This window comes from Amycolatopsis vancoresmycina (genome assembly GCF_000716785.1).
In the GTDB taxonomy this organism is placed as follows: domain Bacteria; phylum Actinomycetota; class Actinomycetes; order Mycobacteriales; family Pseudonocardiaceae; genus Amycolatopsis; species Amycolatopsis vancoresmycina.
This window is the reverse complement of the sequence record NZ_JNYY01000010.1, coordinates 1-15,866: the sequence shown is the minus strand read 5'-3', so window position 1 is coordinate 15,866 and position 15,866 is coordinate 1. Positions and strand designations below refer to the sequence as shown.

The window sequence follows — 15,866 nt, the reverse complement described above, 5'->3', positions numbered from 1 at the left end:
ACTTGATATGGTCAAGGCATGGATGAAGTGGATCGCATGCTGCTCGCTGAACTGCAGCGGGACGCGACGCAGGCGTACGCCGCGCTCGGCAAGGCCGTCGGGCTTTCCGCCGGCGCCGCCCACGAGCGGGTGCGCAAGCTCAAGGAGCAGGACGTGATCCGCCGGACCACCGTGGAGGTCGACCCGGCCGCGGTCGGCCGCGGGGTCGCGGCGTTCGTCCTCGTCGAGGCGAACGCCTGGATGGGCGACGCGCCGGTGCGCGCGGCCCTCGAAGCGCTGCCCGAGGTCGTGGAGGCGCACATCGTCGCCGGCCCGGCGTCGCTGCTGGTCAAGGTGCGCACGGCGACGACCGAAGACCTGCAGGCGGCGCTGCGCCGGCTGTTCGCGATCGACGGCGTGACCGGCACGCAGACCATCGTGGTCCTCGAATCCTTCTTCGAACGCCCGGTGGACACCCGGCCCTGAGCCCGGCGGGCGCGCGCAGGGGCCTCCGCCGTGCACACTACTGTGCAATGCGTGGTACCTTCCCATGCGTAAGACTGGAGGGTGCAGTGGAGATCAGTCAGCTGCTCAAAGGGGTGCTCGACCTCGCGGTGCTCGCGGTGCTCCGCGAGGAGGACGGCTACGGGTACGACGTCCTGCGAAGACTCCGGGCCGCCGGCCTGGACGAGGTGGGGGACGCGTCGGTGTACGGGACGCTGCGCCGGCTGTACAAGGCGGGCCTGCTGACCTCGTACGTGGTGCCCAGCGAAGAGGGGCCCCACCGCAAGTACTACAGCCTGAACGAACCGGGCCGGGCCCGGCTGGCGGAGTCGGGCAAGACCTGGCAGAGCTTCGCTTCGACGATGAACGCGCTTTTGGGAGAGGCAGCATGAGCGACAAGCCGACCGCCGTGCGGGTGTATCTGGCGCGGGTCCGGACCGCGCTCGCCGACCTGCCCGCGAGCGAGATCGAAGAAATCCTCGAGGACGTCCGCCCGCACCTGGCGGAACTCGAAGCCGAGCTGGGGGAGGGCGCCCGCGTCGAGGCCCTGATCGAACGGCTCGGCACGCCCGAGAGCTACGCCGCCGAGCTGCGCGCGTCCGGCGGCTACCCGGCGCCGGGCGAGGGGGCGACGCAGGTGCTCACGACGGCCGCGCCCAGCCTGGCGAAGCCGCGGATCGCGCTGTGGGGCCTGGTGCTCTGCTCGGTGGGGCTCGGGTTGCTCGCGTTCGGCGCCGCCGTCACCGTCGATCCCGACCCGCTCGTCGGGCTGCTGCTGTTCGTGCCGGTGTTCCTCGTCAGCCTGGCGCTGCTGCTGCGCGGCGGTGTCGAGCCGGTGCTGGCGCTGCCGGAGGTGGCGTGGCTGCGCGGTTCGATGGCCAAGGGGCGCGAGCAGGAGGAGTCCGGCAAGCTGCTGCGGTACTTCGCCTCGCTGAAACCGGCGTGGTGGGTGCTGTGCGCACTCGCCCTGGTCGTCTTCGGGCTGGTGTTCATGCTCCGGCACCGGGGCGCGGTGCTGCTGCTGCCGTTCCTGCTCGCCGCCGGCGCGGCGGCGGTGTGGGCGGGTCCGCGGGTCCGCACCGACCGGCGGCTGCTGTGGGTGGCGGTGCCGATCTCGGCCTTCGTCATCGGCGGCACGCTGGGCGGGTTCGGTGCCGCGGTCGACCTCTTCGCGCGCGGCACGTCCTACTCGAGCCCGTCGTCGTACTACCCGTCGTCGGTCGACCACTACGGCAACGACCAGCTCACCTACGGCGGCCGCGAGGTCGACAACGTCTACGCCTTCGACGCCGAGGGCAAGCCGCTGACCGAGGTCTACCTCTACGACGAGGAGGGCAGGCCGATCACGGTGACCCGCTACGGCTGCGAGCGCGCGAGCGGCACCCGGCAGAAGATCGGCCAGGACAACCGGTTCCCGCGGCCGAAGATCGAGCAGGGCGTCACCGACGACCAGGGCAACTTCAACGGCTACAACGGCTACCGCGGCGCCTGCCGCGAGATCGCGGAAGTGCCGTTCAACGCGGCGATCCCGAAGGTGACGGCGCCCGCGACCACCACGCCGGCGTCACCGACGCCGACGAGGTAGGGGGAACGGACGCCAGGAGCGGGGGCGGGGGCCGCTCCTGGCGCGTTCACCCGATCCGAACGCGCCCGAAACGTCCCGCCAACGCGGGCGTGCTGAGCTGGGCGCGTGCTTCCCGAAGCCTTCGCCCCGCGGACCAGGGTGGTCCACGGGTACGAGCGCGCCTACCGGATGGCGGGCCACGGCCCCGCGCTGCTGTTCCTGCACGGCATCGGCGACGACTCGTCGACGTGGCTGGACCTGCTGACGTCGCTGGCGGACGACTTCACGGTCATCGCGCCCGACCTGCTCGGCCACGGCTTTTCGGCGAAACCGCGCGCGGACTACTCGGTCGCCGCCTACGCGTGCGGCATGCGCGACCTGCTGACCACCCTCGACATCGACCGGGTGACGGTGGTCGGTCACTCCCTCGGCGGCGGCGTCGCGATGCAGTTCGCCTACCAGTTCCCGGAGCGCTGCGAACGCCTGGTCCTGGTGGGCTCGGGCGGGGTCGGCGCGAGCGTCCACCCCCTCCTGCGGCTGGCCGCGGCCCCGGGCGCGGGGTTGCTGCTGCCGCTGCTGGGGACACCGCCGGCGTTGCCGGTGCTGCGCAAACTGGCCGAGACCCTGCGGATCTCCGACGACCTCGACTACGTGGTCGCCCGCTACCTCCGCCTGGTCGAGCCGGACACGCGGTCGGCGTTCCTGCGGACGCTGCGTTCGGTCGTGGACTGGCGCGGGCAGGTGGTCAACATGCTGGACCGGTGCTACCTGACGCAGGGGATCCCGACGCTGCTGGTGTGGGGGACGGAGGACCGGGTGGTGCCGAGCGGGCACGCGTTGCGCGCGCACCGGGCGATGCCGGGGAGCCGGCTGGTGCTCTTCGAAGGGGCGGGCCACTTCCCGCACCGATCGGCGCCGAAGGAGTTCCTGGAGATCCTGCGCGAGTTCTTGGCGGAGACACCTCCGGCGGCGTACGACCGGGCGCGGTGGGGCGAGTTGCTGCGGGCGGGTGGGCCGGAGGAGCCGGTTCCCGCGGAGAGCCCCGATGTGCCGGCGGTGTCGTCGGGCACCTGAGCAGCCCCCGTTTTCCACGCTACCGGCGGCCACCGACAGTTTCCGGGGTGGCCGGTGGGGTTGTCCCCAGGTACGGCGAAGGCCGCCTCCCGGGGGAGGCGGCCCTCGTGTCGGCGAGCGTCAGTGACCGAACGCGCTGCGCGCCGCGAGATCGGCCAGCAGGGCGCGGCCCTTCTCGGCGTTGCGGGGCTGGGACAGCACGTCGTACCGGCGGGCCACCAGCTGGCTCTGCGAGACGAACCCGCGCTTGTTGCGGTTCACCGCGTAGCCCAGTGCGCCGAAGAGCAGGTTGAACCCGAGCCCGGCGACCAGGCCGATGACGATCGGGACCAGGCCGGCGCCCGGGTTGAGCAGGCTGAGCACCAGACCCAGGAACACACCGAACAACGCGCCGGACGTGGCCGCGTTGCCCAGCACCCGGCCCCAGGACAGCTTGCCCGCCACCCGCTCGACGAGCATCGGCTCCACACCCACGATCGTGACGTCGGTGACGGGGAAGTCGGTGCCCGCGAGGTGGTCGACCGCGCGCTGTGCCTGCTCGTAGGACTCGTACGAACCGATCGGCCAGCCGGTGGGCAGGGTCGGCAGCTGGGGCCGCGCCTGCTGTCCGATCGTGCTCTGCTGCGTGAATGCTGTGGTCATCGATCTCACCTCTCTTGCCCCGTTCAACGTGCGGGCCCCCCGGTTTCCTCCCGGACGCGCGGATTCACAGACTCTTCTCAGCCGGGCAACCCGGACAATCCGGCCGCCAGCTCAAAGGATCAAAAAAATACCTTTTTTCGGGTTGACCGGCTGCGGGTGACCGGGTAGGAAGGACCGGCAAAGGATTCATACCAAACCTTTGGGGCGACGGATGGCACGCAGGCGAGGCATGCTCACGCTCGAGGAACTCCGGGCGCGCGTGGACGCGGGCACGATCGACACGGTGCTCGTCGCGCTCACCGACATGCAGGGCAGGCTGCAGGGCAAGCGCTGCTCGGCCGAGTACTTCCTGGACGAGGTCGTCGGCCACGCCACCGAAGCCTGCAACTACCTGCTCGCCGTCGACGTCGACATGAACACCGTCGACGGCTACGCGCTCTCGTCCTGGGACAGCGGCTACGGCGACTTCGTGCTGCGTCCCGACCTCGAGACACTGCGCGAGATCCCGTGGCACGAGGGCACCGCGCTGGTCCTCGCCGACGTCGAGCGCGTCGAAGGCGGCCCCGTCCCGATGTCGCCGCGGCAGATCCTGCGCCGTCAGCTCGACCGCCTCGCCGAACGCGGGCTCGCCGCCTACGTCGGCACCGAGCTCGAGTTCATCGTCTTCGACGACACCTACGAGACGGCCTGGGACAAGCGCTACCACGGCCTCAAGCCCGCCAACCAGTACAACGTCGACTACTCGATGCTCGGCACCGCGCGCCTCGAGCCGCTGCTGCGCCGCATCCGCAACGACATGGCCGGCGCCGGGCTCTACCCGGAGTCCGCGAAGGGCGAGTGCAACCCCGGGCAGCAGGAGATCGCCTTCCGCTACACCGACGCCCTCGCCACCTGCGACAACCACAGCGTCTACAAGAACGGCGCCAAGGAGATCGCCGCGCAGGAGGGCAAGAGCCTCACGTTCATGGCGAAGTACAACGAGCGTGAGGGCAACTCCTGCCACATCCACATCAGCCTGCGCTCGACCGAGGGCCGCGCGGTGCTGGCCGGGGACGGCGAACACGGCTTCTCGAAGCTGATGGAGCAGTTCCTCGCCGGTCAGCTCGCCGGGCTGCACGAGCTGACGTACTTCTTCGCCCCGAACGTCAACTCCTACAAGCGGTTCGTGCCCGGCAGCTTCGCGCCGACCGCGATCGCGTGGGGCACCGACAACCGCACGTGCGCGCTGCGCGTCGTCGGGCACGGCGAGTCGCTGCGCGTCGAAAACCGCGTGCCGGGCGGGGACGTGAACCCGTACCTCGCTGTCGCCGCGCTCATCGCCGCCGGGCTGCACGGCATCGAAAACGAGCTGGAGCTCGAAGAGCCGTTCACCGGCAACGCCTACAACTCCGACCGCGGCACCGTGCCGACCACGCTGCCCGAAGCCGCCGCGGCGCTGGCGGGCAGCGACTTGGCGCGCGAGGCCTTCGGCGACGACGTCGTCGACCACTACCTCAACGCGGCGAAGATCGAGATCGACGCCTACAACGCCGCCGTCACCGACTGGGAGCTGATCCGTGGCTTCGAACGGCTCTGAGCCCGTCATCGGCCTCACCAGCTACCTCGAACCGGCGAAGTTCCTGGTCTGGGACACCGAAGCCGTGCTGCTGCACCGCGTCTACGTCGACTGCGTCGTCGCCGCGGGTGGCGTTCCGGTGCTGCTGCCGCCGGTGTCGGACGCCTACGATCGCCTCGTGTCCACTGTGGACGGGCTGGTGCTCACCGGCGGCGCGGACGTCGAGCCCGCGCGCTACGGCGCCGAGCCGCACCCGGCCACCTACGTCCGGCCGGAGCGGGACGCCTTCGAGTTCGGTCTCTTCGAAGCCGCGCGCAAAGCCGGCAAGCCGGTGCTCGGCGTGTGCCGCGGCCTGCAGGTGATGAGCGTCGCCCTCGGCGGCACCCTCACCCAGCACCTGCCGGAGGCCACGAAATCCACCGAGCACCAGCCCGCCCCGGCGACGTTCGGCCGCGGCACGGTCACCCTCGCCGAGGGCAGCCGCGCGGCGGCGATCCTCGGCCCCGAAACCAAGACGCTCTGTTACCACCACCAGGCGATCGACCGGCTCGGCACCGGCCTCGAACCGGTCGGCTGGGCCGCCGACGGCACGATCGAAGCCGCTGAACTACCCGGTGAGTTCACCCTCGGCGTCCAGTGGCACCCCGAGCAGGACACCGACGACGTCCGGCTGTTCCAGGCTCTCGTCGAAGCGAGCAAGGAGAACCGATGACCACCTTTGACGTCCTCAACCCGGCCACCGAGGAGGTGGTGCGGAGCGTCCCCCTGACCAGCGCCGACGAGACCGACGCGGCGATCGCCCGCGCGCACGCGGCGTTCCCGGCCTGGCGTGCCGTCACCCCCGGCGACCGCGCGCGGCTGCTGCGCCGCTTCGCCGACGCCGTCGAGGCCGACATCGAGCACCTCGCGCGGCTGGAGGTCGAGAACTCCGGGCACACCATCGGCAACGCCCGCTGGGAAGCCGGCAACGTCCGGGACGTCCTCAACTACTACTCCGCCGCCCCGGAACGCCTGATCGGCAAGCAGATCCCGGTGCCGGGCGGGATCAACGTCACCTTCCAGGAACCCCTCGGCGTGGTCGGCGTGATCGTGCCGTGGAACTTCCCGATGCCGATCGCGGGCTGGGGCTTCGCACCCGCGCTCGCCGCCGGGAACACCGTCGTCCTCAAACCCGCCGAGCTGACGCCCCTGACCGCCCTGCGGCTGGCCGAGCTGGCGCGCGAGGCGGGCATCCCGGAGGACGTCTTCCAGGTGCTGCCCGGCAAGGGGTCCGTGGTCGGGCAGCGGTTCGTCGACCACCCCGCCGTCCGCAAGGTCGTCTTCACCGGCTCGACCGAGGTCGGCAAGCAGATCATGGCGGGCTGCGCGGCGCAGGTGAAGCGCGTGACGCTGGAGCTCGGCGGCAAGAACGCCAACATCGTCTTCGCCGATTCCGACCTGGAGAAGGCCGCGGCGACCGCGCCCTACGGCGTCTTCGACAACGCCGGCCAGGACTGCTGCGCGCGCTCGCTCATCCTGGTGCAGGCGAGCGCCTACGACCGGTTCATGGAGCTCCTCGAACCCGCGGTGCACGGCGTCGTCGTCGGCGACCCCGCCGACGAGAAGACCGAGATGGGCCCGCTGATCTCGGCCGCGCACCGGGAGAAGGTCGCCTCCTACGTGCCGGCCGACGCCCCCGTGGCGTTCCGCGGTTCCGCGCCCGAGGGCCGCGGCTTCTGGTTCCCGCCGACCGTCCTCACCCCGCCCGACCTGCGGCACCCGGCCGCGGCGGAGGAGGTCTTCGGCCCGGTCGTCGCCGTCGTGCCGTTCGCGGAGGAGGCCGACGCGATCCGGATGGCCAACGCGACCGAGTACGGCCTGTCCGGGTCGATCTGGACCCGCGACGCCGGCCGCGCGTTCCGAGTTGCGCGCGGCGTCGAATCCGGCAACCTCTCGGTGAACTCGCACTCGTCGGTGCGCTACTGGACGCCGTTCGGCGGCTTCAAGCAGTCCGGCCTCGGCCGCGAGCTCGGCCCGGACGCCACCGCGGCGTTCACCGAAACCAAGAACGTCTTTCTGAGCACGGAGGAGTAATGGTCCAGCGTTTCGAAGGCCGCGTCGCGGTCATCACCGGCGGCGCGAGCGGCATCGGGCTCGCCTCGGCCCGGCGCCTGGCGAGTGAAGGCGCGAAGGTCGTCATCGCGGACCTCTCGCCGGTCGAGGGCAAGGCGGCCGCCGACGAGATCGGCGGCGCGTTCGTCCAGACCGACGTCACCGACGCCGAGCAGGTCGAGAACCTGTTCCACAGCACGGTCGAGCAGTTCGGCTCGGTCGACGTCGCCTTCAACAACGCCGGGATCTCCCCGCCGGAGGACGACTCCATCCTGACCACCGGCATCGAGGCGTGGGAGCGGGTCCAGCGGGTCAACCTGACGTCGGTGTACCTGTGCTGCAAGGCCGTCCTGCCGCACATGCAGCGCCAGGGCCGCGGGTCGATCGTCAACACGGCGTCGTTCGTGGCGGTGATGGGCGCGGCGACCTCGCAGATCTCCTACACCGCGTCGAAGGGCGGCGTGCTCGCGATGAGCCGCGAGCTCGGCATCCAGTTCGCGCGGGAGAACATCCGCGTCAACGCGCTGTGCCCGGGCCCGGTGAACACGCCGCTGCTGAAGGAGCTGTTCGCGAAGGACCCGGAACGCGCGGCGCGCCGCCTGATCCACGTCCCGGTCGGCCGGTTCGCCGAGCCGGAGGAGATCGCGGCCGCGGTGGCCTTCCTGGCCAGCGACGACGCCAGCTTCATCACGGCGTCGCAGTTCCTGGTCGACGGCGGCATCTCGGGCGCCTACGTCACCCCGCTCTAACGCCTGGTCTTCTTCTTGACGTCGTAGACCTCCCGCAGGTAGCGCCAGGCGGCGTTGAGCTTCTTGCGCTCTTCGGAGATCTCCTTCTCCCGGCGGCGCAGGATCCGGGTGGCGATCTCGGAGGCGAGGAACGCGCCGGCGGCGAAGGTCAGCGTGCCGACGATCAGGGTGAGAGCGATCACGGTGGTGGTCATGCCGACCAGCGTCGGCCGCCGGTGGGCGGGTTGTCCCTGCGCAAAGCTAGCCGGTTTCGTTAGCTTTGTGAGGTGACGCACTGGCGCGCCGACGAGTGGGCGGAAGCGGTCCGGGCCGGCCTCCGCGCGCGCGGGCTGTCCCTGGACGAGGCCGCCCGCCGCGTCGGTGTTCCCACGTCGACGCTGCGCAGCTGGATCGAGCACCGGCACGCACCGAAGGTGACGGTCTTCGACCACTGGGCCCAGCTCGCGGAGGTCACCGGGGTCAGCGAGGCCGAGCTGCTGCGCGTCGCCGGGGTGCTGCCCGACAGCCTCGCGAGCCCGGTGCACGTCGCCCAGGCGGCGAAGGCGCTGCGCGAGGGCATCGACCGGGCCGGGCAGTTCCTCCGGCAGGCGACCGCGCTCGTCTACTCCTCGCCCGGCACCCAGGTGGCCAACGCGATCGCCGCGTCGCCGGTCGACTGGGAGATGCGGATCCGCTCGGCCACCCGCGGCGACGAGGTCCGCGTCACCTACCACCACTACGTCGGGATCGTGCCGCCCCGCGACTTCCCCCACGACGACGCCGAGGTGCGCCGCATCATCGAGCACGACGTCCTCGGCGAGCTGTGGCGGCCGCTCGGGCTGTACTGGCGGGTCGCGGAGGTGCACGACTGGCACGAACCGCCGCGGCTGGTGATCCAGGTGCCCGAGCAGGAGGCGACGCGGCCGCCGGTGCCGTCGCCGGTCGTCGCCGCGCCGCCGGTGGTCGTGCTGTCGCCGATCTGGGGTTACGGCGAACTGCTGGCGTCGCTGGTCGCCGACGGGCTCGGGTTCGGCAACGTCGACTTCCGCTACTTCGGCCTCCCGGACGAGATGGCCGACCGGGTCCGGATCACCGCCCGCGAGCTGGCCGAGCCGGCGCCGCGGCTGGTGCACTCGGTGCCGCCGATCATGCTGCTGCACGGCCTCGCCGTGCCGGACCTGACCGGACGGCTCCCGGTCGTGGTCCGCTACGGGCCGCGGATGCGCGCGCGGGCGGCCCGCATCTACCGGTCGGCCCTGCTCGAAGCCGGTTTCGAAGACCCGCTCGAAGGCGCCCGCGCGATCGAGGCGGCGGTCACCGTGCCGCCGGGCTGCCCGCACTTCGAGGTGACGCTCGCCGACGAGGACGTCTTCGACGGCGACCGGCCGTCGCTGGACCGGCTCAACGACTCGGTGGCCTGGCACGCGGAGCAGATCGTGGAGCACGTGCTGCTCGGCGCGGGCCTGCCGCCGGTGCCGCTCGGCGGCCCGCTGAAACGCCTGGTCCTGCCGTCGGGCCGGGTCCGCCGCCCGCCGGCGCTGGCCGGGAGCGTCGGGTACGGGGTCGCCGAAGGTCGCGAATGACTCATTCGCGACCTCCGACGTCCCGAATGAGTCATTCGCGACCTTCCGCCGGGTGCGGTCGAGGCGGGGTCGAGGACCACTGTGGCGTTGCCCGGGTGAAGTAGACGGCCGCGGGACGGGCCGGGTACCGTAACCGCCACAACTGCAGATCGGGCCGTAGAGCCGAGGCGGGAGAGCCCTCACGAACGTGGTGGGGCACCGAAGGAGCAAACTCCCCGGAATCTCTCAGGTACCTGCTACCGCTTCGCGCGAGGCCACTCTGGAAAGCAGGCGCACCCGCGCCTCACCCAAGGTGAAAGCCGCTGTACAGGCGGTGAAACTCTCAGGTGCCATGACAGAGGGGGAGTTCCCAGCGCACCCGTGTGCCCGGCCCGAGGAGCTCCCCATCACTTCCACGCAGTTCGACGCCCGCCACATCGGCCCGTCCGAGGCCGAACGCGCGAAGATGCTGGCCGAGTGCGGCTACGGCAGCCTGGACGCCCTCGTCGGCGCCGCCGTCCCGAGCGCCATCCGCGCCACCCGTGACCTGCGGCTCCCGCCCGCCGCGTCCGAAGAGGACGCCACCGCGGAGCTGCGCGCCCTCGCCGCGCGCAACCGGCCGATGACGCAGATGATCGGCCTCGGCTACTCCGACACCGTCACCCCCGGCGTCATCCGCCGCAACGTGCTCGAGAACCCGGCCTGGTACACCGCGTACACGCCGTACCAGCCGGAAATCTCGCAGGGCCGCCTCGAAGCGCTCCTCAACTTCCAGACGATGGTCGCCGACCTGACCGGCCTGGCCACCGCGAACGCCTCGCTGCTGGACGAGTCGACCGCGGTCGCCGAAGCCGTCACGCTGATGCGCCGCGCGTCGAAGTCCAAGTCCAACAAGGTCGTGCTCGACGCCGAGTGCCTGCCGCAGACCATCGCCGTCGTGCGCACCCGCGTCGAGGCCCTCGGCATCGAGGTCGAGGTCCGCGACCTGCTCACCGGCCTGCCGGACGACTTCTTCGGCGTCGTCGTCCAGTACCCGGGTGCGTCCGGCGTGCTGCGCGGCCGCGGCTTCTACCACGCGATTTCCGAGTCGGCGAAGGCCGCGGGCGCGCTGTTCACCGTCGCCGCCGACCTGCTCGCCCTCACCCTGATCACGTCGCCCGGCGAGTTCGGCGCCGACGTCGCCGCGGGGTCCACCCAGCGCTTCGGTGTCCCGCTCGGCTACGGCGGCCCGCACGCCGGGTACATGGCGGTCCGCGCCGGCCTCGAGCGTTCCCTGCCCGGGCGCCTGGTCGGCGTTTCGGTCGACGCCGACGGCAACTCCGCCTACCGCCTCGCCCTGCAGACGCGGGAGCAGCACATCCGCCGCGAGAAGGCGACGTCCAACATCTGCACCGCGCAGGTCCTCCCGGCCGTGCTGGCCGCGATGTACGCGGTCTACCACGGCCCGGACGGCCTGAAGAAGATCGCCCAGCGCGTCCACGGCCTCGCCGCGGGCTTCGCGGACGCCCTCCGCACGACCGGCGTCGAGGTCGTGCACGAGTCGTTCTTCGACACGGTCGTCGCGCGCGTCCCGGGTCAGGCCGCCGAGGTCCACGCGGCAGCCCGCGCGGCCGGGATCAACCTCGGTCACGTCGACGCCGACCACGTCCGCGTCGCCTTCGACGAGGTCAGCACCCCGGCGATCACCGCGAAGGTGCTCAAGGCGTTCGGCGTCGAGGAGGAGGCGAACGACGGCGTCGCGCTGCCGAACGGTCTCGCCCGCGAGAGCGGCTTCATGGGCCACGAGGTCTTCGGCACCCACCGCTCCGAGACCGCGATGCTGCGCTACCTGCGCAAGCTGTCCGACCTGGACTACGCGCTCGACCGCGGCATGATCCCGCTCGGCTCCTGCACGATGAAGCTCAACGCCACCACCGAGATGGAGCCGATCAGCTGGCGCGAGTTCGCCGGCATCCACCCGTTCGCCCCGGCCGAGGACGCCGAGGGCTACCACGTCCTCGTCGCGCAGCTCGCCGAGTGGCTGGCCGAGGTGACCGGCTACGACAAGGTGTCACTGCAGCCGAACGCGGGCAGCCAGGGCGAACTCGCCGGCCTCCTCGCGATCCGCGCCTACCACCGCGCCAACGGCGACGACGCCCGGGACGTCTGCCTGATCCCGTCGTCCGCGCACGGCACCAACGCCGCCTCCGCGGTGCTGGCCGGGATGCGGGTGGTCGTCGTCAAGTGCACCGACGAGGGCAACGTCGACCTCGCCGACCTGCGGTCCAAGGTGGACACCCACCGCGACACGCTCGCCGCGATCATGGTGACGTACCCGTCCACGCACGGCGTGTACGAGCACGACATCGACGAGCTCGCCAAGATCGTCCACGACGGCGGCGGCCAGGTGTACGTCGACGGCGCGAACCTCAACGCCCTGCTGGGCCTGGCCAAGCCGGGCGAGTTCGGCGGCGACGTCTCGCACCTGAACCTGCACAAGACCTTCTGCATCCCGCACGGCGGTGGCGGCCCCGGCGTCGGCCCGGTCGCGGTGCGCGCGCACCTCGCGCCCTACCTGCCGAACCACCCGCTGCTGGAGCAGGCCGGCCCGGAGACCGGCGTCGGCCCGATCAGCGGCGCGCCCTACGGCTCGGCGTCGATCCTGCCGATCTCGTGGGCCTACGTCCGGATGATGGGCGCGCCCGGCCTGACCGCGGCCACGAAGGTCGCCGTGCTGGCCGCGAACTACGTGGCCTCACGCCTGGCCCCGCACTACCCGGTGCTCTACACGGGCCAGGACGGCCTGGTCGCGCACGAGTGCATCCTCGACCTGCGGCAGATCACCAAGGAGACCGGCGTGACGGTCGACGACGTCGCCAAGCGGCTCATCGACTACGGCTTCCACGCGCCGACGATGTCGTTCCCGGTCGCGGGCACGCTGATGGTCGAGCCGACCGAGTCCGAGGACCTGGGCGAGATCGACCGGTTCTGCGACGCGATGATCGCCATCCGCGCCGAGATCGACCATGTTGCAGCCAACCAGTGGAACGCCGAGGAGTCGCCGCTGCGGGGTGCCCCGCACACCGCCGAGACGCTGGTCGGGGAGTGGGACAAGCCCTACAGCCGCGAGCTGGCGGTGTTCCCGGCGGGTGTTTCGCGCAAGAACAAGTACTGGCCCCCGGTGCGCCGCATCGACGGCGCCCGCGGCGACCGCAACCTCGTGTGCTCCTGCCCGCCCCTCAGCGAGTACGGCTCGTGAGTGTTTAGGCGGGTTCTAACCCTCCTTACCACTCACGACCACCTACGGAAGGCGACAATGTCTCGCGAAACGTCCCTGCACGGAGTCCACAAGGGACTCGGTGCGCTGTTCACCGACTTCGCCGGCTGGTCCATGCCGGTCCGCTACGCCAGCGAGCTGGCCGAGCACAAGGCCGTCCGCGAGGCGGCCGGGCTGTTCGACCTGTCGCACATGGCCGAAATCCACGTCACCGGGGCGCAGGCCGCCGACGTGCTGGACTTCGCGCTGGTCGGCAACCTCACCGGGGTCAAGCCGGGCCGGGCGCGGTACACGATGATCTGCGACGCTTCCGGCGGGGTGCTCGACGACCTGGTCGTCTACCGGCTGGCCGACGAGCACTACCTGGTCGTCGCGAACGCGGGCAACGCGCAGGTCGTCGCCGACGCCCTGGCCGAGCGGGTCGCGGGCTTCGACGCCGTCGTGGACGACCGCAGCGAGACCACCGCGCTGATCGCCGTCCAGGGCCCGAAGGCCGTCGAGATCCTGGGTGCCGTGACCGACGCCGACCTGGACGCGCTGAAGTACTACGCCAGCGTTCCGGCGAACGTGAAGGGCCACGACGTCCTGCTCGCCCGCACCGGCTACACCGGCGAGGACGGCTTCGAGCTGTTCGTGAACGCCGACGAGGCCTCGGCGGTCTGGCGCATCCTCACCGAGGCGGGGGAGGGCCACGGCCTGGTCCCGGCCGGGCTGGCCTGCCGCGACACGCTGCGGCTGGAAGCCGGGATGCCGTTGTACGGCAACGAACTGACTCTCGAGCAGAGCCCGTTCGAAGCCGGGCTCGGCCGCGTGGTCAAGTTCGAGAAGCCGGGCGACTTCGTCGGCCGCGCGGCGCTCGAGGAGCGGTCCAAGCAGGACGTCCCGCGCGTGCGTGTCGGACTCAAGGGCGCCGGACGCCGGGCCCCGCGGCACGGCTACAAGCTGCTTTCCGACGGCGTAGAGATCGGGGAGGTCACCAGCGGCGCTCTGTCGCCCACGCTGGGTTACCCGATCGCCATGGCGTACGTCGATCGGGCGTACGCCGAGCCCGGCACCGAGCTCTCCGTCGACATCCGGGGCAGGATCGAGCCCGTCGAGGTCGTCGCCCTGCCCTTCTACTCCCGCGCGTAAGGACTCTTCCCTGTGAGCATCCCCGAGAACCTGCAGTACACCAAGGAACACGAGTGGCTGAAGGTGGAGGACGGCATCGCCACCGTCGGCATCACCGCCTTCGCCGCCGAATCGCTCGGTGACATCGTGTTCGTCCAGCTGCCCGATGCCGGGTCGGCCATCACCGCCGGCGAGGTGTTCGGCGAGGTCGAGTCGACCAAGTCGGTCAGCGAGCTGTACGCGCCGGTCTCCGGCGAGGTCGTCGAGGTGAACGGCACCACATCGGACACCCCCGAGGTCATCAACTCCGACCCGTACACCGAAGGATGGCTCCTGAAGGTGCGTCTGACCGGGGACGTGCCGGAGCTGCTCGACGCCGCCGCCTACGCCGCGCACACCCAGGAGAACTGATGACGACTTTCGACGCTCACCTCGCCGACGTCGACCCCGAGGTCGCCGCGGCCGTCGCGGACGAGCTGAACCGCCAGCAGTCGACCCTGGAGATGATCGCCTCCGAGAACTTCGCCCCGGTCGGCGTGCTCGAAGCGCAGGGCTCGGTGCTGACCAACAAGTACGCCGAGGGCTACCCCGGCCGCCGCTACTACGGCGGCTGCGAGCACGTCGACGTCGTCGAGCAGCTCGCGATCGACCGCGCGAAGGCTCTCTTCGGCGCCGAGCACGCGAACGTCCAGCCGCACTCGGGCGCGCAGGCCAACGCGGCCGCGATGTTCGCCGTGCTCAAGCCGGGCGACACGATCCTCGGCCTCGACCTGGCGCACGGCGGTCACCTGACGCACGGGATGAAGATCAACTTCTCGGGCAAGCTCTACAACGTCGTCGCCTACCACGTCGACAAGGAGACCGGGATCGTCGACCTGGCCGAGATCGAACGGCTGGCCGTCGAGCACGAGCCGAAGCTGATCATCGCGGGCTGGTCCGCGTACCCGCGTCAGCTCGACTTCGCCGAGTTCCGCCGCATCGCGGACAAGGTCGGCGCGAAGCTGATGGTGGACATGGCGCACTTCGCCGGGCTGGTCGCGGCCGGGCTGCACCCGTCGCCGGTGCCGCACGCCGACATCGTCACCACGACCACGCACAAGACCCTCGGCGGCCCGCGCGGTGGGCTCATCCTGTCGCGCGAGGAGCTGGCGAAGAAGATCAACTCGGCGGTGTTCCCCGGCCAGCAGGGCGGGCCCCTCGAACACGTCATCGCGGCCAAGGCCGTCGCGCTGAAGATCGCCGCGAGCGACGAGTTCCGCGAGCGTCAGGAGCGCACCCTCGAAGGCTCGCGCATCCTGGCCGCCCGGCTGTCGCAGGCCGACTGCGCTTCCGCGGGTGTCCGGGTGCTGACCGGCGGCACCGACGTCCACCTGGTGCTCGTCGACCTGGTGCAGTCCACTCTGGACGGTCAGCAGGCCGAGGACCGGCTGCACGAGGTCGGCATCACGGTCAACCGCAACGCCGTCCCGTTCGACCCGCGCCCGCCGATGATCACCTCCGGCCTGCGGATCGGCACGCCGGCGCTGGCCACCCGCGGCTTCCGGGCCGAGGACTTCACCGAGGTCGCCGACATCATCGCCGAGGCGCTGAAGCCGGACTTCGACGACGCCGTGCGGGCGAAGCTGCGGGACCGCGTCGAGACCCTCGCCAAGAAGCACCCGCTGTACGCGGACCTTTCGCGATGAGCGCGCAGCCCGAGGGTCGGAAGCTGTTGCGTCTGGAAGTTCGCAACAGTGAGACGCCGATCGAGAAGAAGCCGTCGTGGATCAAGACGCGGGTGCGGATGGGTCCGGAGTTCACC

The 15,866-nt window shown here is 71.1% G+C and carries 15 protein-coding genes, 1 pseudogene and 1 riboswitch; of the genes and pseudogenes, 14 read left to right on the top strand and 2 right to left on the bottom strand.

Going from position 1 to position 15,866, the window contains the following annotated elements; all coding sequences use genetic code 11:
- The first annotated feature begins 18 nt into the window (after positions 1-18).
- The 4 genes from OO60_RS24515 to OO60_RS24500 all read left to right on the top strand — a co-directional run bounded on the left by OO60_RS24515 (position 19) and on the right by OO60_RS24500 (position 3,121).
- On the top strand, positions 19-465 hold the full coding sequence (locus OO60_RS24515; RefSeq protein WP_033262169.1) for an Lrp/AsnC family transcriptional regulator: 447 nt from the start codon (positions 19-21) through the stop codon (positions 463-465).
- Positions 466-551: 86 nt separating this feature from the next.
- A complete protein-coding gene (locus OO60_RS24510) occupies positions 552-875 on the top strand; it encodes a PadR family transcriptional regulator (RefSeq protein WP_003090651.1) in 324 nt (107 codons plus the stop codon).
- Positions 872-2,068 carry a DUF1700 domain-containing protein gene (locus tag OO60_RS24505; RefSeq protein ID WP_003090652.1) on the top strand — a complete coding sequence of 399 codons (1,197 nt, stop codon included), beginning with the start codon at positions 872-874 and terminating at the stop codon, positions 2,066-2,068. Before OO60_RS24510 ends, OO60_RS24505 begins: the two co-directional genes overlap by 4 nt.
- 168 nt (positions 2,069-2,236) lie before the next feature.
- Positions 2,237-3,121, top strand: coding sequence for an alpha/beta fold hydrolase (locus OO60_RS24500; RefSeq protein ID WP_155848931.1), 885 nt, complete (start codon positions 2,237-2,239; stop codon positions 3,119-3,121).
- Positions 3,122-3,241: 120 nt separating this feature from the next.
- Here the strand turns inward: OO60_RS24500 and OO60_RS24495 are convergent, their stop codons facing one another.
- Positions 3,242-3,763: a YflT domain-containing protein gene (locus OO60_RS24495; protein ID WP_003090654.1), complete on the bottom strand. Its 522-nt coding sequence runs from the start codon at positions 3,761-3,763 to the stop codon at positions 3,242-3,244.
- Between the two features lie 229 nt (positions 3,764-3,992).
- Between OO60_RS24495 and OO60_RS24490 the strand changes: the two genes are divergently transcribed.
- From OO60_RS24490 to OO60_RS24475, 4 genes are read left to right on the top strand one after another with little or no spacing between them, the layout of a single operon-like run.
- The gene (locus OO60_RS24490; protein ID WP_033262167.1) at positions 3,993-5,339 is read left to right on the top strand and encodes a glutamine synthetase family protein; all 1,347 of its coding nucleotides are present in this window, start codon (positions 3,993-3,995) and stop codon (positions 5,337-5,339) included.
- Entirely contained in the window at positions 5,320-6,030 is a 711-nt protein-coding gene (locus OO60_RS24485; RefSeq protein WP_003090657.1) for a gamma-glutamyl-gamma-aminobutyrate hydrolase family protein, read from the top strand. The genes OO60_RS24490 and OO60_RS24485 overlap by 20 nt, the downstream gene beginning before the upstream one ends.
- Positions 6,027-7,391 (top strand): aldehyde dehydrogenase family protein, encoded by a 1,365-nt coding sequence (locus OO60_RS24480; RefSeq protein WP_003090658.1) that lies wholly within the window; start codon positions 6,027-6,029, stop codon positions 7,389-7,391. The genes OO60_RS24485 and OO60_RS24480 overlap by 4 nt, the downstream gene beginning before the upstream one ends.
- Positions 7,391-8,158 carry a 3-oxoacyl-ACP reductase gene (locus tag OO60_RS24475; RefSeq protein WP_003090660.1) on the top strand — a complete coding sequence of 256 codons (768 nt, stop codon included), beginning with the start codon at positions 7,391-7,393 and terminating at the stop codon, positions 8,156-8,158. Before OO60_RS24480 ends, OO60_RS24475 begins: the two co-directional genes overlap by 1 nt.
- Here the strand turns inward: OO60_RS24475 and OO60_RS24470 are convergent.
- Positions 8,155-8,352: a hypothetical protein gene (locus OO60_RS24470; RefSeq protein WP_003090662.1), complete on the bottom strand. Its 198-nt coding sequence runs from the start codon at positions 8,350-8,352 to the stop codon at positions 8,155-8,157. The two genes, OO60_RS24475 and OO60_RS24470, sit on opposite strands and share 4 nt — an antisense overlap.
- Positions 8,353-8,424: 72 nt before the next feature.
- Between OO60_RS24470 and OO60_RS24465 the strand changes: the two genes are divergently transcribed.
- From OO60_RS24465 to OO60_RS46540, 6 genes and pseudogenes are all read left to right on the top strand, one after another.
- A complete protein-coding gene (locus OO60_RS24465; RefSeq protein ID WP_003090665.1) occupies positions 8,425-9,720 on the top strand; it encodes a helix-turn-helix domain-containing protein in 1,296 nt (431 codons plus the stop codon).
- 158 nt (positions 9,721-9,878) lie between these two features.
- A riboswitch (glycine riboswitch) is annotated at positions 9,879-9,972 on the top strand.
- Positions 9,973-10,051: 79 nt separating this feature from the next.
- Positions 10,052-12,937: an aminomethyl-transferring glycine dehydrogenase gene (gene gcvP, locus OO60_RS24460; protein ID WP_003090667.1), complete on the top strand. Its 2,886-nt coding sequence runs from the start codon at positions 10,052-10,054 to the stop codon at positions 12,935-12,937.
- Between the two features lie 57 nt (positions 12,938-12,994).
- Complete coding sequence (gene gcvT / locus OO60_RS24455; protein ID WP_003090669.1) at positions 12,995-14,086, top strand: glycine cleavage system aminomethyltransferase GcvT; 1,092 nt, start codon at positions 12,995-12,997, stop codon at positions 14,084-14,086.
- 12 nt (positions 14,087-14,098) lie between these two features.
- On the top strand, positions 14,099-14,476 hold the full coding sequence (gene gcvH, locus OO60_RS24450; protein WP_003090670.1) for a glycine cleavage system protein GcvH: 378 nt from the start codon (positions 14,099-14,101) through the stop codon (positions 14,474-14,476).
- Complete coding sequence (gene glyA, locus OO60_RS24445) at positions 14,476-15,750, top strand: serine hydroxymethyltransferase (protein ID WP_003090672.1); 1,275 nt, start codon at positions 14,476-14,478, stop codon at positions 15,748-15,750. The genes gcvH and glyA overlap by 1 nt, the downstream gene beginning before the upstream one ends.
- Positions 15,747-15,866, top strand: a pseudogene (locus OO60_RS46540) (lipoyl synthase); the annotation flags it as partial. The gene glyA and the pseudogene OO60_RS46540, both read left to right, overlap by 4 nt.